This is a genomic window from Rhodococcus rhodochrous, assembly GCF_900187265.1.
Classification (GTDB): domain Bacteria; phylum Actinomycetota; class Actinomycetes; order Mycobacteriales; family Mycobacteriaceae; genus Rhodococcus; species Rhodococcus rhodochrous.
In genome coordinates this window covers 3967516-3987129 of sequence record NZ_LT906450.1, presented here as the reverse complement: position 1 = coordinate 3987129, position 19614 = coordinate 3967516, and the positions used below count along the sequence as shown (strand labels likewise).

The 19614-nt window shown below is 69.3% G+C and carries 19 protein-coding genes; 17 read left to right on the top strand and 2 right to left on the bottom strand.

The window, feature by feature from the left end:
- The first annotated feature begins 157 nt into the window (after nucleotides 1-157).
- The 3 genes from CKW34_RS18220 (at nucleotide 158) to CKW34_RS18210 (ending at nucleotide 2495) form a co-directional block, all read left to right on the top strand.
- Complete coding sequence (locus CKW34_RS18220; RefSeq protein ID WP_003402602.1) at nucleotides 158-259, top strand: 30S ribosomal protein bS22; 102 nt, start codon at nucleotides 158-160, stop codon at nucleotides 257-259.
- Nucleotides 260-483: 224 nt separating this feature from the next.
- Complete coding sequence (locus CKW34_RS18215; RefSeq protein ID WP_016693735.1) at nucleotides 484-1515, top strand: NAD-dependent epimerase/dehydratase family protein; 1032 nt, start codon at nucleotides 484-486, stop codon at nucleotides 1513-1515.
- On the top strand, nucleotides 1512-2495 hold the full coding sequence (locus tag CKW34_RS18210) for a lysophospholipid acyltransferase family protein (RefSeq protein WP_016693736.1): 984 nt from the start codon (nucleotides 1512-1514) through the stop codon (nucleotides 2493-2495). Before CKW34_RS18215 ends, CKW34_RS18210 begins: the two co-directional genes overlap by 4 nt.
- A gap of 12 nt (nucleotides 2496-2507) precedes the next feature.
- Here CKW34_RS18210 and CKW34_RS18205 read toward each other — a convergent pair whose 3' ends face one another.
- Nucleotides 2508-3464, bottom strand: a complete 957-nt coding sequence (locus CKW34_RS18205) for an HAD family hydrolase (protein WP_059383345.1) — start codon at nucleotides 3462-3464, stop codon at nucleotides 2508-2510.
- Nucleotides 3465-3706: 242 nt separating this feature from the next.
- Between CKW34_RS18205 and CKW34_RS18200 the strand changes: the two genes are divergently transcribed.
- From CKW34_RS18200 to CKW34_RS18165, 8 genes are all read left to right on the top strand, one after another.
- Complete coding sequence (locus CKW34_RS18200) at nucleotides 3707-3997, top strand: glutaredoxin family protein (RefSeq protein ID WP_059383344.1); 291 nt, start codon at nucleotides 3707-3709, stop codon at nucleotides 3995-3997.
- Between the two features lie 159 nt (nucleotides 3998-4156).
- Nucleotides 4157-5026, top strand: a complete 870-nt coding sequence (locus CKW34_RS18195) for a redox-sensing transcriptional repressor Rex (RefSeq protein ID WP_026061479.1) — start codon at nucleotides 4157-4159, stop codon at nucleotides 5024-5026.
- Nucleotides 5023-6444, top strand: a complete 1422-nt coding sequence (locus tag CKW34_RS18190; RefSeq protein ID WP_059383343.1) for a glutamyl-tRNA reductase — start codon at nucleotides 5023-5025, stop codon at nucleotides 6442-6444. The genes CKW34_RS18195 and CKW34_RS18190 overlap by 4 nt, the downstream gene beginning before the upstream one ends.
- Nucleotides 6441-7451: a hydroxymethylbilane synthase gene (gene hemC / locus CKW34_RS18185; RefSeq protein WP_059383342.1), complete on the top strand. Its 1011-nt coding sequence runs from the start codon at nucleotides 6441-6443 to the stop codon at nucleotides 7449-7451. Before CKW34_RS18190 ends, hemC begins: the two co-directional genes overlap by 4 nt.
- 63 nt (nucleotides 7452-7514) lie before the next feature.
- The gene (locus tag CKW34_RS18180; RefSeq protein WP_016693742.1) at nucleotides 7515-9080 is read left to right on the top strand and encodes a bifunctional uroporphyrinogen-III C-methyltransferase/uroporphyrinogen-III synthase; all 1566 of its coding nucleotides are present in this window, start codon (nucleotides 7515-7517) and stop codon (nucleotides 9078-9080) included.
- Between the two features lie 86 nt (nucleotides 9081-9166).
- On the top strand, nucleotides 9167-10144 hold the full coding sequence (gene hemB, locus CKW34_RS18175; protein WP_059383420.1) for a porphobilinogen synthase: 978 nt from the start codon (nucleotides 9167-9169) through the stop codon (nucleotides 10142-10144).
- Nucleotides 10141-10674: a hypothetical protein gene (locus CKW34_RS18170; RefSeq protein WP_228526014.1), complete on the top strand. Its 534-nt coding sequence runs from the start codon at nucleotides 10141-10143 to the stop codon at nucleotides 10672-10674. The genes hemB and CKW34_RS18170 overlap by 4 nt, the downstream gene beginning before the upstream one ends.
- Nucleotides 10675-10925: 251 nt before the next feature.
- The gene (locus tag CKW34_RS18165) at nucleotides 10926-11414 is read left to right on the top strand and encodes a hypothetical protein (protein ID WP_059383340.1); all 489 of its coding nucleotides are present in this window, start codon (nucleotides 10926-10928) and stop codon (nucleotides 11412-11414) included.
- Here the strand turns inward: CKW34_RS18165 and CKW34_RS18160 are convergent.
- Nucleotides 11396-13342, bottom strand: a complete 1947-nt coding sequence (locus CKW34_RS18160) for an acyl-CoA dehydrogenase family protein (protein WP_059383339.1) — start codon at nucleotides 13340-13342, stop codon at nucleotides 11396-11398. The two genes, CKW34_RS18165 and CKW34_RS18160, sit on opposite strands and share 19 nt — an antisense overlap.
- 126 nt (nucleotides 13343-13468) lie before the next feature.
- Between CKW34_RS18160 and hemL the strand changes: the two genes are divergently transcribed.
- The 6 genes from hemL (at nucleotide 13469) to ccsB (ending at nucleotide 19579) form a co-directional block, all read left to right on the top strand.
- Nucleotides 13469-14794 carry a glutamate-1-semialdehyde 2,1-aminomutase gene (hemL, locus tag CKW34_RS18155; RefSeq protein ID WP_059383338.1) on the top strand — a complete coding sequence of 442 codons (1326 nt, stop codon included), beginning with the start codon at nucleotides 13469-13471 and terminating at the stop codon, nucleotides 14792-14794.
- Between the two features lie 61 nt (nucleotides 14795-14855).
- Nucleotides 14856-15506, top strand: coding sequence for a histidine phosphatase family protein (locus tag CKW34_RS18150; protein WP_059383337.1), 651 nt, complete (start codon nucleotides 14856-14858; stop codon nucleotides 15504-15506).
- Nucleotides 15503-16108: a TlpA disulfide reductase family protein gene (locus CKW34_RS18145; protein ID WP_059383336.1), complete on the top strand. Its 606-nt coding sequence runs from the start codon at nucleotides 15503-15505 to the stop codon at nucleotides 16106-16108. The genes CKW34_RS18150 and CKW34_RS18145 overlap by 4 nt, the downstream gene beginning before the upstream one ends.
- A 2-nt stretch (nucleotides 16109-16110) precedes the next feature.
- Nucleotides 16111-16929 carry a cytochrome c biogenesis CcdA family protein gene (locus CKW34_RS18140; RefSeq protein ID WP_059383335.1) on the top strand — a complete coding sequence of 273 codons (819 nt, stop codon included), beginning with the start codon at nucleotides 16111-16113 and terminating at the stop codon, nucleotides 16927-16929.
- Nucleotides 16926-18590, top strand: a complete 1665-nt coding sequence (gene resB, locus CKW34_RS18135) for a cytochrome c biogenesis protein ResB (RefSeq protein WP_059383334.1) — start codon at nucleotides 16926-16928, stop codon at nucleotides 18588-18590. The genes CKW34_RS18140 and resB overlap by 4 nt, the downstream gene beginning before the upstream one ends.
- On the top strand, nucleotides 18590-19579 hold the full coding sequence (gene ccsB / locus CKW34_RS18130; protein ID WP_059383333.1) for a c-type cytochrome biogenesis protein CcsB: 990 nt from the start codon (nucleotides 18590-18592) through the stop codon (nucleotides 19577-19579). Before resB ends, ccsB begins: the two co-directional genes overlap by 1 nt.
- Nucleotides 19580-19614 lie beyond the last annotated feature (35 nt).

Here is a 19614-nt window from a genome sequence, read left to right as displayed (position 1 = left end):
CGGGTGGGCCGCCCCGGTAGGATTGCTTGTCGTCGTACCGGCCAGCCGGTGTCGTGAGGCGCTGTTACTCGTCGCCACGAGGCCCAGCGTCGACATACATCAGGCGTACGTCACCGGCGTGCGCAGGAACGCTACAAGGAACGTGAGGGATGCCCACATGGGATCTGTGATCAAGAAGCGCCGTAAGCGCATGTCGAAGAAGAAGCACCGCAAGCTGCTCCGCCGCACCCGAGTGCAGCGTCGTAAACTCGGCAAATAAGCCCTGCGCCTGTCCGATGCCCGTCACCTCCATGGTGACGGGCATCGTTCGTCTGTGCATCCCGGTACCCGGAAGCTCACCCGCGAGTCGTGCGATGGCAGCGAAGTGGCCGTATTGTGGGACGGCATACCGCGTCGGGGCGAATGTGACCGATGACGCGTGTGGTGCAGCAGGGGGTTTCACGAGTGGTTTCGCAGGGGCACGAAGTGGCACGTCCACGAGTCGTGCTGGTCACCGGAGCAAGTCGGTTCCTGGGTGGTTTCCTCGTCACCAGGCTCGCTCAGAATCCGGACATCGAGCGGGTGATCGGCGTCGACACCCAGTCGCCGTCGAAGGACATGCTCCGGCGCATGGGGCGGGCCGAGTTCGTGCTCGCCGACATCCGCAACCCTCTCATCGGCAAGATCATCCGCAACATGGACGTCGACACCGTCGTCCACGCGTCCGCCGTCACGAAGGCCCCCAAGTCGGGGAGCCGCACGGCGATGAAGGACATGAACGTCCTCGGCGCGATGCAGCTGTTCGCGGTGTGCCAGAAGGCACCCTCGGTGCGCAGGATCGTGCTGCGCTCGTCGTCCGTCGTCTACGGCTCGAGTGCCAAGGATCCCGCGAAGTTCACCGAGGAGATGAGCGCCCGCCGACGGCCCACGGGCGCCTTCGCCCGCGACATGATGGAGGTCGAGGGCTACCTGCGTGGCGTCGCCCGCCGGCGCAGCGACATCGCGACCACCATCCTCCGGCTCGCACCCACCGTCGGGAACCGGCTGCCCGGCTCGGTGTCGAGCTATCTCACCTCCCCGCTCGTCCCCAACGTGCTCGGCCGCGACGCGCGACTGCAGCTGCTGCACGAGGAGGACGCGCTCGGCGCGCTCGAACACGCGGTCGTCGCCGGACCACCCGGGACGTACAACATCGCCGGTGAGGGCATCGTCATGATGACCCAGGCCGTGCGCCGGGCAGGGGGCGTCACCGTGCCGATGCCCTACGCGCTGTTCCGCACGGTCGGGCACGCCCTCATGGGTTCGGTGATGAACTCCTTCACCAAGGAAGAACTCGACTATTTCCATTTCGGATGCGGACTCGACACCACGCGCATGCGCAACGAGTTCGGATTCGAACCACGCTGGACCACGAGAGAAGCGCTCGACGATTTCGCCCGGGGCCTCGCCCTCACCCGCATCGTGAAGACCGAATGGGTGGACAAGGCCGAGTCGATGGCGCTCTCCGTGCTCGGAGAGACGAGGGAGACGCGATGACGGAGGTCGCGAAGGTCATCCCGTTGCACGCCGGCAACCGCCGTCCCGGCGAACGGGTCACACGCACACCCCATCCGTCGATGGGGCCACCGCCCACGCCCGAGCAGGTGAGCCGCACCGACCGGTTCCTCGACGACCTGCGCGGCACACTCGCACAACAGGTCACCGCCACCGCCGAGTTCGTCCGTCGCCGGATGACCGGCGACTACGAGGTCGACGACTTCGGTTTCGACCCGCACTTCACCGAGAACGTCGTCCTGCCGGTGCTGCGACCCCTGTTCGACAAGTGGTTCCGCGTCGAGGTCCGCGGCGTCGAGAACATCCCCGCCGAGGGCAGCGCACTCGTCGTCGCCAACCATGCCGGCACGCTCCCCGTCGACGCACTGATGACCTCCGTCGCCGTGCACGATCACGCGGATCGTCACCTGCGGATGCTCGCCGCCGACCTCGCCTTCGGTATGCCCGTCGTCGGAACGGTGACGCGCAAGGCCGGCCACACCCTCGCGTGCCATCCCGACGCCGAACGGCTCCTCCGGCAGGACCAGGTGGTCGCGGTCTTCCCCGAGGGCTACAAGGGACTCGGCAAGCCGTTCAAGGAGCGCTACAAACTGCAGCGGTTCGGCCGCGGCGGTTTCGTGTCGGCCGCCCTGCGCACCCAGGCGCCCATCGTGCCGTGCTCGATCGTCGGCTCCGAGGAGATCTACCCGAACATCGCCGACCTCACCTCGCTCGCGCGTCTGCTCGGCCTGCCCTACTTCCCGATCACCCCGCTGTTCCCGGCGCTCGGCCCGCTCGGAATCGTGCCGCTGCCGTCGAAGTGGTACATCGAGTTCGGCACACCGATCGTCACCGACGTGTACGACGACGCCGCGGCGGAGGATCCGATGGTGTTGTTCGAGGTCACCGACCACGTGCGCGAGACGATCCAGCAGACCCTCTACAAGCTGCTCACGCGCCGGCGGAACGTCTTCCTCGGCTGAGAAAGACGGAAATCAGGCCGCTCGATCGCGGCGGCGGCCCACGAGGACCGCGACTGCACCACCCGCGGCACCGAGACCGAGCGCCGTGGGTACCCCGACCTTCGCAGCCTTGCGCGCCGTCCGGAAGTCGCGGATCTCCCACCCGCGTGTACGCGCGACCTGCCGCAGATCCGGATCGGGATTGATCGCGACGGCCGTGCCGACCACCGAGAGCATCGGCACGTCGTTGTGGCTGTCCGAATAGGCCGTGCAGCGCTTGAGATTCAGGCCCTCACGGATCGCGAGGGCCCGCACGGCGTGTGCCTTGCCGAGACCGTGCAGGATGTCGCCGACGAGACGGCCCGTGAAGACACCGTCCTTCGACTCGGCGACGGTGCCGAGCGCACCGGTCAGGCCGAGGCGTTCGGCGATGACGTCGGCCAGTTCGACCGGCGTCGCGGTCACGAGCCACACCTGCTGGCCCGCGTCGAGGTGCATCTGCGCGAGCGCGCGGGTGCCCGGCCAGATCTTGTCGGCGATGATGTCGTCGTAGATCTCCTCGCCGAGCCGGCGCAGTTCCTCGGTGGAGCGGCCCTGCACGAACGACAGCGCCTTGTCGCGACCGGACGCGACGTCGTTCATGTTCTCCTTGCCCGTCAGGCGGAACTTGACCTGCTGCCAGGCGAACTCGAACAGGTCGGACTTGTCGAAGTAGTCCCGGGCGACGAGGCCGCGGGCGAAGTGGATGATCGACGCGCCCTGCACCATCGTGTTGTCGACGTCGAAGAACGCCGCCGCGGTCAGATCGCGCGGGACGGGAGCGGTGTCGGGGGAGGGCTCGGGTTCGACGCGGGATTCCTGCAACGCGAGGGCGGCATCGGCGCTCGCCTCACCTGCGAGATTGGCGCGGACCTCTTCCTCGCTGGGCCCGAACTTGCGAGAGAAGAGCCGACGTCCGGGACGGATGATGCGCGCCCACGTCTCACCCATGCCCCATCCGTAGGGAAACGAACGTCCTGGCACTCGCACCTCCGGTGTCGTAACGGGCGGGGCTGTCGAAACGGGCGGGCCCCGTGTGACCCCTGCACTTCCGGGCGCCGCGCACACGGCGACCGCATACACGGGTGACCCGCGCCAAGCCTAGCCCGCGATACGGCCCGTCACCGGGAGGCCGTCGCCCCCGTGACCGGGTGTGACGTTCATCTCGACAGGTCGTGCCGCACAGTGGAGGCATGAGTGAGCAATCGTCATCGGCAACGAGCGGCTCCGCGAGCCGTCATCACCTGACCCTTCTGGTGCGTGCCGGGTGCGGTGCGTGCGGTCCGGCGCGCGAGCAGCTCGAGGCGCTCGCGGAGGAGCTCGGCGTCGAGGTCACCTGCATCGACGTGGATGTCGCTGCCGCAACCGATCCCGATCTGCGGGCCGAATTCGGGGACCGTCTGCCCGTCGTTCTGCTCGACGGACGCGAGCACAGCTACTGGGAGGTGGACGAGCCGCGACTGCGCGCAGATCTCGCCGGCTGAGTGGGCAGGTCCTCGTCGTACAGCAGGTGGGAAGCACATTCGGGGTGCTTCGAGCAACTTTGTGCATGGCTTCACAAGCGGTTACCGTGGTGTGAACGAATTCCCGGATCACCGTGAGGCCAGGCGTGTATCCACCGGCCGGACGAGGAGCCACGTACCGTGACGCAGTTGCACCCACCGCAGGGCGAGGACGCTCGCGGCACCGCCGAGTCCGGCGAGGGTGCCACTCCCACCCCTCCGGTCCGCGATATCCCACAGGCTACTGTGACGCGTCTCGCGACCTACCTCCGGGTCCTCGGTGCGTTCGCCGAGGCCGGCACCCTCATCGTCTCCAGTGAGGAACTCGCGGCCGCCGCCGGCGTCGGTTCGGCCAAGCTGCGCAAGGATCTGTCCTTCCTCGGACCCAACGGAGTGCGCGGCGTCGGCTACGACGTCCTGCGCCTCCAGTCCCGCATCGAAGCAGCTCTCGGACTCGACCGGGGCCATCGCGTCGTGCTCGTCGGAGTGGGCAGCCTCGGCCGCGCCCTCGCCCGGTATCCGGGCTTCGACCGCCGCGGTTTCACGATGGCCGGTCTCTTCGATTCCGATCCCGACGTCGTGGGCACACGTGTGGGCGACCTCGTCGTGCGGCACGTCGACGATCTCGAGAACGGAGCCCGTGAACTCGGCGCGACCATCGGAGTCGTCGCCACCCCCGACGAGGCAGCGCAGCAGGTGTGCGATCGGCTCGTGCTCGCAGGCGTGCGCAGCATCCTGAGCTTCGCTCCCGTCGAACTCGATGTCCCCGACCACGTCGAGATCCGACGCGTCGATCTGTCCGTCGAGATGCAGGTTCTCTCGTTCAACAGCACGCGCAACGGGGAGACCCCCCGTGCGGCGACCGCCGACGTTCGTCCTGCAGCCGGCGACGTACGCCCCGCCGGCATCCCGCGGGTGTCCACCCGGAGCTCTGCACGGCGTACCACAACAGGAAAGGCGGGTCCGATGGGCTCGGCCGCGACCAGAAACGGATCGGTGATCGCACCGTGAGTGTTCTCCTCGTCGGGATATCGCATAGGAGCGCACCGGTCCCGGTGCTCGAGAAGGTGGCGGTCACGGACACCGACCGCCCCAAGCTCACCGACAAGATGCTGGCGTCGGACAAGATCTCCGAAGCGATGATCGTCTCCACCTGCAACCGGGTGGAGATCTACGCGGTGGTCGACGCCTTCCACGGCGCGCTCGCCGCGGTCAGCGAACTGCTCGCCGAGCACTCGGGTCTGCCCGTCACCGAACTGCACAAGCACGCCTACGTCCGGTACAGCGAGGCCGCTGCCGAACACCTCTTCTCCGTCGCCAGCGGGCTCGACTCGATGGTCGTGGGGGAGCAGCAGATCCTCGGCCAGATCCGTACCGCCTACGCCGCCGCCGACGCCCAGCAGGCCGCCGGCCGCACCCTGCACGAACTCGCTCAGCAGGCGCTGCGCGTCGGCAAGCGGGTGCACTCGGAGACCGGCATCGACGCCGCCGGCGCATCCGTCGTGTCGGTCGCGCTCGACAAGGCCTCGAACTTCCTCGGAGGCGACCTGAAGGGCCGCACCGCCGCGGTGATCGGTGCCGGCGCCATGGGCGGCCTCGCCGTCGCACATCTCGTCCGGGCCGAGGTCGGCTCGATCGTCGTCGCCAACCGCACCCGCGACCGTGCCGAGCGACTCGCCGAGACCGCACGGGCCGCCGGTGTCGACGCCGAGGTCGTCGGATTCGACGATCTCGCGACCGCACTGAGCCGCGCCGACGTCGCCGTCACCTGCACCGGAGCCGTGGGCGCCGTCGTCACGCTCGCCGACGCGCACCGCGCACTCGCGCAGCCCGGCCGCGGCGAACGCCCCCTCGCTATCTGCGATCTCGGTCTGCCGCGCGACGTCGACACCGCCGTGGCCGGTCTTCCCGGTGTGCAGGTCTTCGACATGGAGTCGCTGCAGCGCGACCCGTCGGCCGGCGCCGCCGCGACCGACGCGGAGGCTGCCCGCAAGATCGTCGCCGCCGAGCTGTCGCAGTACCTCACCGCGCAGCGACTCGCCGAGGTCACCCCCACCGTGACGGCACTGCGTCAGCGCGCCGCCGAGGTGGTCGAGGGCGAACTGATGCGCCTCGAATCGCGACTGCCCGATCTCGACGACGGCCAGCGCGGCGAGGTCGCCCGCACCGTGCGCCGGGTCGTCGACAAGCTCCTCCACGCACCGACGGTGCGGGTCAAGCAGCTCGCGTCGACGCCGGGAGGCGACCAGTACGCCGAGGCCCTGCGCGAGCTGTTCGAGCTGAGCCCGGGGTCGGTCGACGCGGTCGCGACACCCACCAAGGATCTGAGCTCGCTGACCGATCCGACCCTCTCGGGGGATCTGTCCGCCGCACTGGACCCCGCTGTCACCACCGAACTCCAGGCCTCACGAAAGGACGGCACCGCATGAGCACCGAAGCCGCATCGGTTTCCCGCGACGATGTTGCTCGGCAGGATCGTCCGTTGCGGATCGGTACCCGCGGCAGCGTGCTCGCCACGACCCAGGCCGGGACCGTGCGCGACGCACTCATCGCCGCCGGTCGCCCGGCAGAGCTCGTCGTCATCACCACCAAGGGCGACGTGACGCCCGGCCCGGTGCAGCGCATCGGCGTCGGGGTGTTCACCGCCGAGCTGCGCGAGGCGCTGCTCGCCGGTGAGGTCGACGTCGCCGTGCACTCCTACAAGGACCTGCCGACCTTCCAGGATCCGCGTCTCGTCGTCGCGGCCGTCCCCGAGCGGGAGGACCCGCGCGACGCGCTCGTCGCCCGCGACGGACTCGTCCTCGGCGAGCTGCCGCCCGGCTCGAAGGTCGGTACCTCGGCGCCGCGCCGGCGGGCACAACTCGCCGCGCTCGGCCTGGGACTGCAGATCGAACCGCTGCGCGGCAACATCGACACCCGCATCGGCAAGGTCGATTCCGGCGAACTCGACGCGATCGTCATCGCGCGTGCCGGACTGTCGCGCATCGGACGCCTGGACCGCGTCACCGAGGCCCTCGAACCGGTGCAGATGCTGCCCGCGCCGTCGCAGGGTGCGCTCGCCGTCGAGTGCCGATCGGACGATCCCGAGATGATCGAGCTGCTCGCCGGACTCGACCACGCACCGAGCCGTGCCGCCGTCGTCGCGGAGCGCTCGCTGCTCGCCGAACTCGAAGCCGGATGCACCGCACCGGTGGGGGCGATCGCCGACGTCGTCGAATCGCTCGACGACGACGGCCGGGTGATCGAGGAGCTGTCGGTACGCGGATGTGCCGCCGCCATGGACGGATCGGATGTGCTGCGAGCCAGCGCGGTGGGGGCGCCGGAGAAGGCCGAGGAACTCGGTCGTCGTGTCGCCCGCGAACTTCTCGAGCTCGGTGCGCGCGAGCTCATGGTCGAGCACGGGGTCGTTCCCGAGACGAGACCTGCCGATGATTGACCCAGCCGTCACCGTCACCCGATTTGCCCTTACCGCTGATTTGACCGCACTGGAGAATGACCGATGAGCCGAGTCCGTAAGCACAACCCCGGGCGCATCCTGTTCGTGGGATCGGGTCCGGGCGATCCTGCGCTGCTCACCGTGCGCGCGCGTGACGTGCTGGCGGGCGCCACGATCGCCTTCACCGACCCCGATGTCGACAAGGGTGTCGTGGCCCTCGTGGGTGTCGATCACGGCACCGATCCGGAGACCGGTGAGCCCGTCGCCGAGGTCCGTCCCGCACTCGGCGAGCCCGCCGAGGTCGCCAAGACGCTCGTCGCCGAGGCGAAGGCCGGACGCGACGTGGTGCGCCTCGTCGCCGGCGACCCCCTCACCACCGACTCGGTGATCGCCGAGGTCAACGCCGTCGCCCGCACCCAGGTGGTCTTCGAGGTCCTGCCGGGCCTGCCCGCCGGGTCGTCGGTGCCGAGCTACGCCGGTATGGCGCTCGGCTCGTGCCACACCGAGGTCGACGTGCGCGGAGAGGTCGACTGGGCAGCGCTCGCCGCAGCCCCCGGCCCCCTCGTGCTCCACGCGACCTCCGGTCACCTCGCCGAGACCGCCAGCGCGCTCGTCGAGCACGGTCTCGCGCCGCAGACCCCCGCCGCGATCACCGTGCGTGGCACCACCCGTCAGCAGCGCACCGTCGAGGCCACCCTCGCGACCCTGAACGATGCGGGTTCCGAGCTCGTCGGTCCGCTGGTCGTCACCGTCGGCAAGGTCGTCTCGCACCGCAACAAGATGTCGTGGTGGGAGTCACGCGCACTGTACGGCTGGACCGTGCTCGTGCCCCGCACCAAGGATCAGGCCGGCGAGATGAGCGAGCGGCTCGTCACGCACGGCGCGATCCCGATGGAGGTGCCGACCATCGCGGTCGAGCCGCCGCGCAGCCCCGCGCAGATGGAACGCGCGGTCAAGGGCCTGGTCGACGGCCGCTACCAGTGGGTGGTCTTCACCTCCACCAACGCGGTGCGTGCGGTGTGGGAGAAGTTCGAGGCGTTCGGTCTCGACGCGCGGGCCTTCTCCGGCGTGAAGATCGCGTGCGTCGGTGAGGCCACCGCCGCGAAGGTGCGCTCGTTCGGCATCATCCCCGAACTCGTGCCCAGCGGCGAACAGTCCAGCCTCGGCCTGCTCGCCGAGTTCGCTCCGTACGACGACGTCTTCGACCCGGTCAACCGGGTTCTGCTGCCGCGCGCCGACATCGCCACCGAGACCCTCGCCGAGGGCCTGCGCGAGCGCGGCTGGGAGATCGACGACGTCACCGCCTACCGCACCGTGCGTGCCGCTCCGCCGCCGGCCGCGACCCGCGAGATGATCAAGACCGGTGGTTTCGACGCGGTGTGCTTCACGTCGTCGTCGACCGTCCGCAATCTCGTGGGTATCGCCGGCAAGCCGCACGCCCGCACGATCGTCGCGTGCATCGGCCCGAAGACGGCCGAGACGGCGATCGAGTTCGGTCTGCGGGTGGACGTGCAGCCCGAGACGGCGCAGATCGGGCCCCTGGTCGACGCGCTCGCCGAGCATGCGGCCCGGCTCCGCGCCGAGGGCGCACTGCCCCCGCCGCGGAAGAAGTCCCGAGCCCGCCGCTGATCTCTCGTGATCCGATGATCCGTGCGCGGTTCCGGTAGTCGCCACTACCGGGGCCGCGCACGACCCGTATGGAAGGTGTTCTCCCCATGTTTCCCGACATCCGTCCCCGCCGGCTGCGTAGCACACCTGCCATCCGACGGCTCGTGGCAGAGACCTCCCTCGAACCCCGCCACCTCGTGCTCCCGATGTTCGTGGCCGACGGCCTCGACGAGCCGCGCGAGATCGCGTCGATGCCGGGGGTGTACCAGCACACCGCCGATTCGCTGCGCAAGGCCGCGGCCGAGGCCGTGACCGCCGGTGTCGGCGGCCTGATGCTCTTCGGTGTGCCCCGCCCCGAGGACAAGGACGCCCGCGGTACCGCGGCGAGCGATCCCGACGGTGTGCTCAACCGCGCGTTGCGGTCGCTGCGCAGCGAACTCGGCGACTCCACGGTGATCATGGCCGACACCTGCCTCGACGAGTTCACCGATCACGGCCACTGCGGTGTGCTCACCGACACCGGTGTCGTCGACAACGACGCGACCCTCGAGCGCTACGCCGAGATGGCCGTCGCACAGGCCGAGGCCGGAGCGCATCTGCTCGGCCCGAGCGGCATGATGGACGGCCAGATCGGTTTCATCCGGTCCGCGCTCGACGAGGCCGGGCACACCGAGGTCGGTCAGCTCGCCTACTCCGCGAAGTACGCCTCGGCGTTCTACGGTCCCTTCCGCGATGCTGTCGGCTCGTCCCTCGAGGGCGATCGCCGCACCTACCAGCAGGATCCGGCGAACCGTCGCGAGTCGCTGCACGAGGTGGACCTCGACCTCGCCGAGGGCGCCGACATGGTGATGGTGAAGCCGGCGATGTCGTACCTCGACGTGCTGCGGGAGGTCGCCGACCGCTCGCCCGTCCCCGTTGCCGCCTACCAGATCTCGGGGGAGTACTCGATGATTACCGCGGCCGCGCAGAAGGGCTGGATCGATCGCGACGCGGCGATCCTCGAATCGCTGGTGGGCATCCGGCGGGCCGGCGCGGACGTCGTCCTCACCTACTGGGCCGCCGAGGTCGCGGGTCGCCTGTCATGAGCTTTCCCGCACCTCCTGTCGGGCCCGGCCCCGCGGCGAATCGTCCCGTTCCCGGAGACGTCACGACGGCCTACCAATTGTGGTGCGGGGTACTCGCCCTCGCCGTCGTGAGTTTGGCGGCAAGTCTCGCCGATCTGCTGAGTCGACGCGAGGAACTGCTCGATCTCATGAGCACGATGGCCACCGATCAGGCCGTCGAGGGCGTCACGACGGAGCAACTCGAGTCGGCGGTGCCGGTGCTGGTCGCACTGACGGCCGGCATCGGCCTGGTGATCGTCGGACTGTTGTATCTGGTGGTCAGGCAGCTGCTGAAGGCCAAGAACTGGGCCCGGATGCTGCTGACACTGCTCGGGGTGTTCATGTCGCTGTCGACCCTGCCCACCGTCTTCGGCGTGGGCGTCGGGGAGGGCGGCGCGGGCTGGATACTCGGTGTGGTGGGCATTCTGCAAGCCGTCGCGACCGTCGGAGCGATCGTGCTGATGCACCGGCGCGATGCCAACCGCTTCTTCCTGAGACTGCCGGAAGAATAGACGTACCACTCGGTTTCGTTGCGTGCGACGGAAGAGTACGGTGGGCTCACCATATGGGCCCGAAGGCCCTTCCCGTCGAGCGAAAAGGACGTCATGCAGGTGGAACCGCGGCCCTATGGGCGCCGTCGCGAACTGGTGTTGATCGCTCTCATCGCCCTCCTCGGCCTGGTGACCACCGTGCTGCTGGTGATCCCCGGCGCATTCGCCGCTTGACCGACCCGACGGTCCCCGAGCCGACGACCCCCGATCCGATGGGCACCGACGCGACCGGGCCGCTGTTCCACGAACCCGGAGCGCGCTGGCGCACGGTCGCCATCGGCCCGCTGTTCTGCGCCGTGGCCCTCGTCGTCGAACTGTTCACCGGTCCCGTCGTGCACTGGGCCGCGCTGCCGATCATCGCGATCGTGCTCGCCGGTTTCTCCTACGTGATGGTCGTGGCGGCCCGCCGGCACGTCAGCGTCGAGCTCACGTCCACCACCTTGCGGCAGGGCACCGAGGAACTACCCGTCGCCGAGATCGAGGCGGTGCTGCCGCCGCCACCGGAGGACCGGCGCGATCCGGAACGCTGGGAGACCGCCCGGAGCCTCGGCGAACTGGCCGACGTGCCGCGCGGCCGCAAGCCGGTCGGACTGCGGCTCACCGGAGGGACGTTCGTGCGGGCGTGGGCGAAGGACGCCGACGAGCTGCGAGCACGGCTCGGTGAGCTCGTCGGCGACCCCGGTCAGACCGCGACTTCCTGAGGCGGGACGACCGCTCCCTCACGGTCGAGCATGGCCGAGCCGAGCAGATAGTCGGGCACACCCAGCCCGTCCACGAGGGTCAGCGCGTGCGGACGCAGGCTGCGGCACCGCTCGTTGATCCCGCGCGTGACGGCCTTGGCGCGTTCGACCGACAGCAGGCGGTGCTCCATGAACCACGCCTTGTCCTCGTCGATGATCGTCAGCGCGTAGAGATCGCACAGCTCCGACAGCAGGTCGCGGGCGGTCTCGTCCTTGCAGTCCTCGATCGCGGCGACGAACGCCTCGAGCACGACCCGGTCGATGTGCGCGCGGGCGGCGTGCAGAACGTGGTCCTGCACGAAGTTGAACGCGTCGAACGGGTTGTCCTCGCGCTTCATCGCGGCCTGCAGACGCCGTGCCGCGGTGGACAGCAGGTACTGCTCCCGGTCCTCGAACATCGTCACCTGGGTACCGCGGTTGAAGAGACTGCCGTCCTCCTCGTTGTCCTGGCGGGTGTCGACGATCGTCTGGATGATCTGCTGCGCCGCGGTGCGCTTCTTGACGATGTCGGAGATGGTGGTCGCGGCGAAGCGCATCCACTCCACCGGGCTCATGCCCTGCACCTCGTCGGCGTAGGCGGTGAGCAGTTCCTTCGCGACCAGCTGGGTCAGGACGTGGTTGTCGCCCTCGAAGGTGGTGAACACGTCGACGTCCGCGCGCAGCGCCGTCAGCCGGTTCTCGGCCATGTAGCCGGCACCACCGCACGCCTCGCGGCACTCCTGGATCGCCCGCGACGCGTGCCAGGTGTTGGCGACCTTGAGGCCCGCCGCGCGACCCTCGAGTTCGCGCTGTTCCTGCGCGTCGAGTTCCTGCAGCGACGTCGACTGCAGCCGGTGCATCGTGGTGAGCAGCTCGTTCTGGGCGAAGCCGAGCGCGTACGAGCGGGCGATCAGCGGGAGCAGGCGACGCTGGTGGACGAGATAGTCCATGATCGGCACCTCGCCGTCGCGTCCGGGGGCGTCGAACTGGCGGCGCTTCTCGGCGTAGCGGGTGGCGATGCTCAGCGCGACCCGCGCCGCCGCACCCGCCGAGCCGCCGACGGTGATGCGACCGCGGACGAGCGTGCCGAGCATCGTGAAGAACCGCCGGCTCGGGTTGTCGATGTCCGAGACATAGGTGCCGTCCGGTTCGACGTCGGCGTACTTGTTGAGCAGGTTCTCCCGGGGGATGCGGACCTGGTCGAAGACGATGCGGCCGTTGTCGACGCCCGGCAGGCCGCCCTTGTAACCGCAGTCGGAGGTCGTCACGCCCGGCAGGTCGTTGCCGTCCTCGTCGCGGATCGGGACGACGAAACAGTGCACGCCGTGGGTCTCACCCTGCGTGACGAGCTGCGCGAAGACCGACGCGAACCGGGCGTGCTGCGCCGCGCCACCGATGTAGTCCTTGCGGGACGACGGGGTGGGGGAGTGGATCACGAACTCCTGGGTGTCCGGATCGTAGGTCGCCGTGGTCTCGAGCGACTGCACGTCGCTGCCGTGGCCCGTCTCGGTCATCGCGAAGCAGCCGAGCACGTCGAGATCGATGAGCTGCTTGACGTACTTCTCGTGGTGCCGCTCGGTGCCGAGGTTCTCGATGGCCCCGCCGAACAGGCCCCACTGCACGCCGGCCTTGACCATCAGCGACAGGTCGGACATCGCGAGCATCTCGATGGATGCGACCGCGCCGCCCGCGTCGCCCGTGCCGCCGGACTCGACGGAGAAGCCCGCCGCGGCGTAGCCGTGCTCGGCGAGGATGCGCATCTGCTCGAGCGTGATGGCGCGGGCCTTGTCGGTCTCGGGGGTGTAGTGCGGCGCGAACTTCTCGTGCGCGAGATCCTTGCGTGCGCGTTCGCGTGCTTCGTGCCACGCACCGTCGAGTGCGATGCGCAGGTGTTCGGCTGTCGTCGGCATGCCTCAGACGATAGGTGCGACACGTCACTCACGGTGTCCCTTTTTCCTGGTAAGGGAGAAAAAACACATGAGGTTTGAGGACCTCTGTTTTTGGCAAATCCCGCGAAACTACGGACACTGGAAGTCGTGACTGCGACCCCCGATGCTTCGTCCACCCACGACACTCGATCCGCCGCACTCTTCCACCGGGCATCGAAGGTGACACCGGGGGGCGTCAACTCTCCGGTCCGCGCGTTCGGATCGGTCGGCGGCAATCCTCCCTTCTTCGCATCGGGATCGGGTCCGCTGCTCACCGACGTCGACGGAAAAACATACGTCGACCTGGTGTGTTCCTGGGGTCCGATGATTCTCGGGCACGCGCATCCCGCGGTCGTCGAGGCCGTCCGATCGACCGCGCTGGCGGGTCTGTCGTTCGGTGCCCCCACCGAGGGCGAGGTCGAACTCGCCGAAGAGATCGTCGCCCGCATCGCGCCCGTCGAGCAGGTCCGGCTCGTCAACTCCGGCACCGAGGCGACGATGAGCGCCGTCCGTCTCGCGCGCGGATTCACCGGCCGGTCGAAGATCGTGAAGTTCGCGGGCTGTTATCACGGTCACGTCGACGCACTGCTCGCCGACGCCGGTTCCGGCCTCGCCACCTTCGGTCTGCCCACCTCTCCCGGCGTCACGGGCGCCCAGGCGGGCGACACCGTCGTCGTCCCCTACAACGACCTCGCCGCCGTGCGTGCCGCCTTCGAGGCGAACCCCGGTGAGATCGCCGCGGTCATCACCGAGGCCGCCGCCGGCAACATGGGCACCGTCCCGCCGGTCCCCGGCTTCAACGAGGGTCTGCGCGAGCTCACGCGTGAGCACGGCGCGCTGCTGATCATGGACGAGGTGATGACCGGCTTCCGCGCGAGCCCGACCGGCTGGCACGGCATCGACGGGGTCTCCGGCGACCTCATGACCTTCGGCAAGGTCATGAGCGGTGGTCTGCCCGCCGCGGCCTTCGGTGGTCGCGCCGATGTCATGGCCCATCTCGCCCCGAACGGACCGGTCTACCAGGCCGGCACCCTGTCCGGTAATCCCGTCGCCGTCGCCGCGGGCCTCGCGAGCCTGCGTGCCGCCGACGCCGACGTCTACGCCGCCCTGGACCGCAACGCCGAGACCCTCGGTCGTCTGCTCGGCGAGGCACTCGCCGCAGAAGGGGTGCCGCATCGCGTCCAGAACGCCGGCACGCTGCTGAGCGTGTTCTTCACCGACGAGCCGGTGACGAACTACGAGCAGGCCAAGGCCGCGCAGACCTGGCGCTTCCCGGCCTTCTTCCACGCGCTGCTCGAGCGCGGCGTCTACGGACCCCCGAGTGCCTTCGAGACGTGGTTCGTCTCGTCCGCGCTCGACGACGACGCGTTCTCGCGGATCGCCGACGCGTTGCCGCACGCCGCTCGCGCGGCCGCCGCTGCGACCGCGCCGTAGTCCTTTCTTCCTGCTTGCCCAGCCCGCCCCGCCCCTCCCACACCCCTCGAGGAACATCGACGTGACCGACGCCGCCCCGTCCGAGACCCGCACGATCGTGCACGTGCTCCGCCACGGAGAGGTCCACAACCCCTCCGGAATCCTCTACGGACGCCTGCCCGGATTCCGGCTGTCGGTGACCGGTGAGGCCCAGGCACGGGCGGTCGCGGCGTCGCTCGCCGACCACGACATCGCACACGTGGTCGCGTCCCCGCTCGAACGGGCCCAGCAGACCGCCACCCCGATCGCGGAGAAGCACGGACTGCAGATCCGCACCGACGACAACCTCATCGAAGCGGCCAACGACTTCGAGGGACTGAAGGTCGCGGTCGGCGACGGTGCGCTGAGCCGTCCGCGCCACTGGTGGAAGCTGCGCGATCCGTTCACCCCCTCCTGGGGCGAGCCCTACCTGCAGATCGCCCACCGCATGCTCGCCGCCGTCAACGCGGCGCGCGTGACCGCAGCGGGACGCGAAGCGGTGTGCGTGAGCCACCAGCTCCCGGTGTGGACGCTGCGCCGCTTCCTCGAGGGCGAGCGCCTGTGGCACGACCCGCGTCGCCGCCAGTGCAGCCTCGCCTCGCTGACCTCCCTGGTCTACGAGGGCGACACCCTCGTCGACCTGGTCTACTCCGAGCCGGCCGGCGCCTCCGACCCGAACGTCCACGGCGCATGAGAAAGGTGTTCCGGGCGACGGTCGCCGCGATCTGCGGTGCCGTCCTGCTCACCTCCTGCGCCACCGGGGACGACGCCGTCGCCACCGGGGGAACGTTCGACTTCGTCTCGCCCGGCGGGCAGACCCGCATCTTCTACGACCCCCCGGCCGAACGCGGCACCCTCGGTGAGCTCACCGGCGAGGACCTCATGAACGAGGGGGAGACCATCTCCCTCGACGACTACGAGGGCCAGGTCGTCGTGCTCAACGTGTGGGGCCAGTGGTGTGCGCCCTGCCGCAGCGAGGCCGACGATCTCGAGGAGGTCCACGAGGCCACCAAGGATCTCGGCGTGCAGTTCCTGGGCATCAACGTCCGCGACAACCAGCGCGACAAGGCCCAGGACTTCGTCACCGACCAGCAGATCGGCTACCCGTCGATCTACGACCCGCCGATGCGTTCGCTGCTCGCACTCGGACGGAACTACCCGACCTCGGTCGTGCCGACGACGGTCGTTCTCGATCGTGAGCACCGCGTGGCCGCGGTCTACCTGACCGAACTGCTCGCGGAGGACCTGCAACCGGTCGTCGAGCGGGTCGCGGCGGAACCGGATTCGGAGCAGTAACAGTGATCCTTGCGTCGGGTGTCGGGGAGACCTTCCAGAACGCGGCCCTGTCGGGTCCGCTGCTGCTGGCGATGGGCGTGTGCCTGCTCGCCGGTCTCGTCTCGTTCGCGTCGCCGTGCGTCGTGCCGCTCGTTCCCGGCTATCTGTCCTATCTCGCCGGGGTGGTGGGAGCCGAGGCTCCCGCCGTCACCGCCGAGCAGGCCGGTGCCCGCACCACGACGATCCGCAGCGACGGCCGCCTCCGGGTGGCCGGTGCCGCCGGGCTGTTCGTCCTGGGATTCACCGTGGTGTTCGTCCTCGCGACGGCCTCGGTGTTCGGGGCGATCTCCGCGCTCGCCGTCAACCGCGAACTGCTCATGCGTGTCGGCGGGGTCGTCACCATCGTGATGGGCCTGGTCTTCATCGGCCTCATCCCGGCCCTGCAACGCGACACGCGCCCGGCGCCCCGGCGCATCTCGAACCTCGCGGGAGCCCCGTTGCTCGGCGCGGTGTTCGCGCTCGGGTGGACCCCGTGCCTCGGCCCGACCCTCGCCGGCGTCATCTCGCTCGCGGCGGGCACCGAGGGCACCACCGCGGCACGCGGGGTGACGTTGATCGTCGCCTACTGCCTCGGCCTCGGGTTGCCGTTCGTCGTGCTCGCGCTCGGTTCGGCGCGGGCGCTGCGCGGGGTGGGCTGGCTGCGCACCCACGCGCGGACCGTGCAAATCGTCGGTGGCCTGATGCTCATGGCCGTCGGCATCGCTCTCGTCACCGGTGCGTGGGACCTGTTCGTGTCCTGGATCCGTGACTCGTTCATCTCGGAAGTGACTCTGCCCGTATGACCGCGACCCACACCCCGACCCCCGCACCGCAACCGTCGCCGCCGCGACAGGGCGCGCTCGGACGTGCCACGGCCTTCGTGCGGAACACCTGGCGCGGCCTGACATCGATGCGGACCGCACTGGTCCTGCTGTTCCTGCTCGCGCTCGCCGCGATCCCGGGCGCACTCCTGCCGCAGCGCAGCCTCAACACCCAGAAGGTCGACGAGTACATCGCGGCCCGCCCGACGCTCGGACCGATCATGGACCGGTTCGAGCTGTTCGACGTCTTCGGCAGCTTCTGGTTCACCGCCGTCTACGTGCTGCTGTTCGTCTCGCTGGTCGGCTGCATCCTGCCGCGCTGCGTCGAGCACTTCCACGCCCTGCGCACCCCGCCGGTCGCCGCGCCGCGCAACCTGCAGCGCCTGCCGCACCACACGCAGACGACCGTGGCCGACAGCCCCGCCGACGCGCTCGACCGGATCCAGGGGGAGCTGCGCGGCTGGAAGGTCGTGCGCCGCGAGGGCGGTGCCCGCGGACATGACGGCGAGGCGACCCTGTCCGCAGAGAAGGGATATCTGCGCGAGGCCGGCAACCTGGTCTTCCACATCTCCCTCGTCGGGCTGCTCGTCGCCGTCGCCGCCGGCAAGCTCTTCGGCTACGAGGGGCAGCGCATCCTCGTGGCGAACGGCGAGGAATTCTGCACCACCTCACCTGCCTCCTTCGACTCGTTCCGCGCCGGCAGCACGCTCGACGGCACCGGCCTGAATCCCATGTGTGTGCGGGTGAACACCTTCGCCGCCGACTATCTCGACAACGGCCAGGCCGAGATGTTCACCTCCGACATCGAGTACCAGTACGGCGGCGACCTCGTCACGAACACCTGGCGCGATGCGCAGTTGAAGGTCAACCATCCGCTGCGGGTCGGCAGCGACCGCGTCTACCTGCAAGGTCACGGTTACGCCCCGACCTTCACCGTCACCTGGCCGAACGGCGAGACCCGCACCGAGACGATGCAGTGGGCGCCCGACGACGCGACGACCTTCCTCAGCAGCGGCGCCATGCGCTTCGACCCGCCCGGCGGCATGTATCCCGACGCCGACGAGCGCCGGAAGAACCAGATCGCGCTCGAGGGCCTGTTCGCGCCGACGGCGTCCTTCCACGGCACGCTGCTCACGTCGATCTTCCCGGCGATGATGGACCCCGCCGTCGCCATCGACGTCTACAAGGGCGACTCCGGTCTCGACACCGGCAGCCCGCAGTCGTTGTTCTCGCTCAACAAGGAACTGATCAACCAGGGCCGCCTCGTGAAGCAGGACCGCGTGAACCTGCGTCCGGGGGAGAGCGTGACGCTCGCCGACGGCACCGAGGTGCGGTTCGACAAGGCCACCGACTTCGTCAACCTGCAGGTCTCGCACGACCCGGCGCAGCAGTGGGTACTCGTCGCGGCGATCTCCATGATGGCCGGTCTGCTCGTGTCGTTGCTGGTCAAACGACGCAGAGTGTGGGCGCGCGCGTACCCGAGCGGTACAGTGAACGACGGTGAACGACGAACCGTAGTAGAACTCGGTGGTCTCGCACGGACCGATCAGGCCGGATGGGGAGACGAGTTCGACCGACTGGTCGAACGTCTTCTCGGTGACGATGCACCCTCCGCCCCGGCGGCACAGGAGAAGAAGAACTGATGACACAGAACGACACCCTGGCGCGGTACAGCGACTGGGCCTTCGAATCGGCGTTCGCGGTGCTCGTGCTGGCGCTGGTGCTGCTCGTCGCCGAATACGCGACCCACCGCGCCGACGTCGTGGCCGAGCGGGAACGCGAACTCGTCGCGGCAGGCCGACGACCGGCCTCCGACACCGTCGAACGCACCGCCGGCCCGGGTCGTGTCGAGGAGACACCGAAGCGCACCCTGTCGCAGCGTGTCGGCAACATGGGCCGCGCGCTGGTCGTCGTGGTCGCCGGACTGCTGGTCGCCTCGATCGTGCTGCGCGGCCTGGCCACCGAGCGTTTCCCGCTCGGCAACATGTACGAGTTCGTCGCGATGGCGTGCACCGCCGCCGTGCTCTTCGGCCTGGTCGTCCTGCGCAAGCCGGCCTACCGGATCATGTGGGTGTACCTGCTGGTCCCCGTCCTGATCCTCATGTTCCTCGCGGCGACCGTGCTCTACGCCGACGCCGCTCCCGTGGTTCCCGCGCTGCGCTCGTTCTGGCTGCCGATCCACGTGACGATCATCAGCGTCGGCAGCGGCATCTTCCTCGTCTCGGGTGTCGCGAGCCTGCTGTTCCTGCTGCGCATCCGTTTCCCCAAGGGTGAGGAGCACAGCGGCGTGTTCGCGGCGCTCGCCGAGCGTCTGCCCGACGCCCAGACCCTCGACCGTCTCGCCTACCGCACCACGATCATCGGTTTCCCGCTGTTCGGTGCCGGCATCATCCTCGGTGCGATCTGGGCCGAGGCCGCCTGGGGACGCTTCTGGGGCTGGGACCCGAAGGAGACGGTCTCGTTCATCACGTGGGTCGTCTACGCCGCCTATCTGCACGCCCGCGCGACCTCCGGTTGGCGCAACACCCGCGCGGCCTGGATCAACGTCGCCGGTTTCATCGCGATGCTGTTCAACCTGTTCATCATCAACATGGTCGTCTCGGGCCTGCACTCGTACGCCGGGCTCAACTGAGGCTGCTATCGTCGCGCCGTCGTCCGTGACAGTCG

Bases quoted from the DNA above. Each gene is read 5' to 3' on its own strand.
- CKW34_RS18180 (WP_016693742.1), top strand. From the start codon at position 7,515: ATGAGCCGAGTCCGTAAGCACAACCCCGGGCGCATCCTGTTCGTGGGA.
- CKW34_RS18200 (WP_059383344.1), top strand. From the start codon at position 3,707: ATGAGTGAGCAATCGTCATCGGCAACGAGCGGCTCCGCGAGCCGTCAT.
- hemC (WP_059383342.1), top strand. From the start codon at position 6,441: ATGAGCACCGAAGCCGCATCGGTTTCCCGCGACGATGTTGCTCGGCAG.
- hemB (WP_059383420.1), top strand. From the start codon at position 9,167: ATGTTTCCCGACATCCGTCCCCGCCGGCTGCGTAGCACACCTGCCATC.
- CKW34_RS18170 (WP_228526014.1), top strand. From the start codon at position 10,141: ATGAGCTTTCCCGCACCTCCTGTCGGGCCCGGCCCCGCGGCGAATCGT.
- CKW34_RS18220 (WP_003402602.1), top strand. From the start codon at position 158: ATGGGATCTGTGATCAAGAAGCGCCGTAAGCGCATGTCGAAGAAGAAG.
- resB (WP_059383334.1), top strand. From the start codon at position 16,926: ATGACCGCGACCCACACCCCGACCCCCGCACCGCAACCGTCGCCGCCG.
- CKW34_RS18160 (WP_059383339.1), bottom strand. From the start codon at position 13,342: ATGCCGACGACAGCCGAACACCTGCGCATCGCACTCGACGGTGCGTGG.
- CKW34_RS18210 (WP_016693736.1), top strand. From the start codon at position 1,512: ATGACGGAGGTCGCGAAGGTCATCCCGTTGCACGCCGGCAACCGCCGT.
- CKW34_RS18165 (WP_059383340.1), top strand. From the start codon at position 10,926: ATGGGCACCGACGCGACCGGGCCGCTGTTCCACGAACCCGGAGCGCGC.
- CKW34_RS18145 (WP_059383336.1), top strand. From the start codon at position 15,503: ATGAGAAAGGTGTTCCGGGCGACGGTCGCCGCGATCTGCGGTGCCGTC.
- ccsB (WP_059383333.1), top strand. From the start codon at position 18,590: ATGACACAGAACGACACCCTGGCGCGGTACAGCGACTGGGCCTTCGAA.
- CKW34_RS18205 (WP_059383345.1), bottom strand. From the start codon at position 3,464: ATGGGTGAGACGTGGGCGCGCATCATCCGTCCCGGACGTCGGCTCTTC.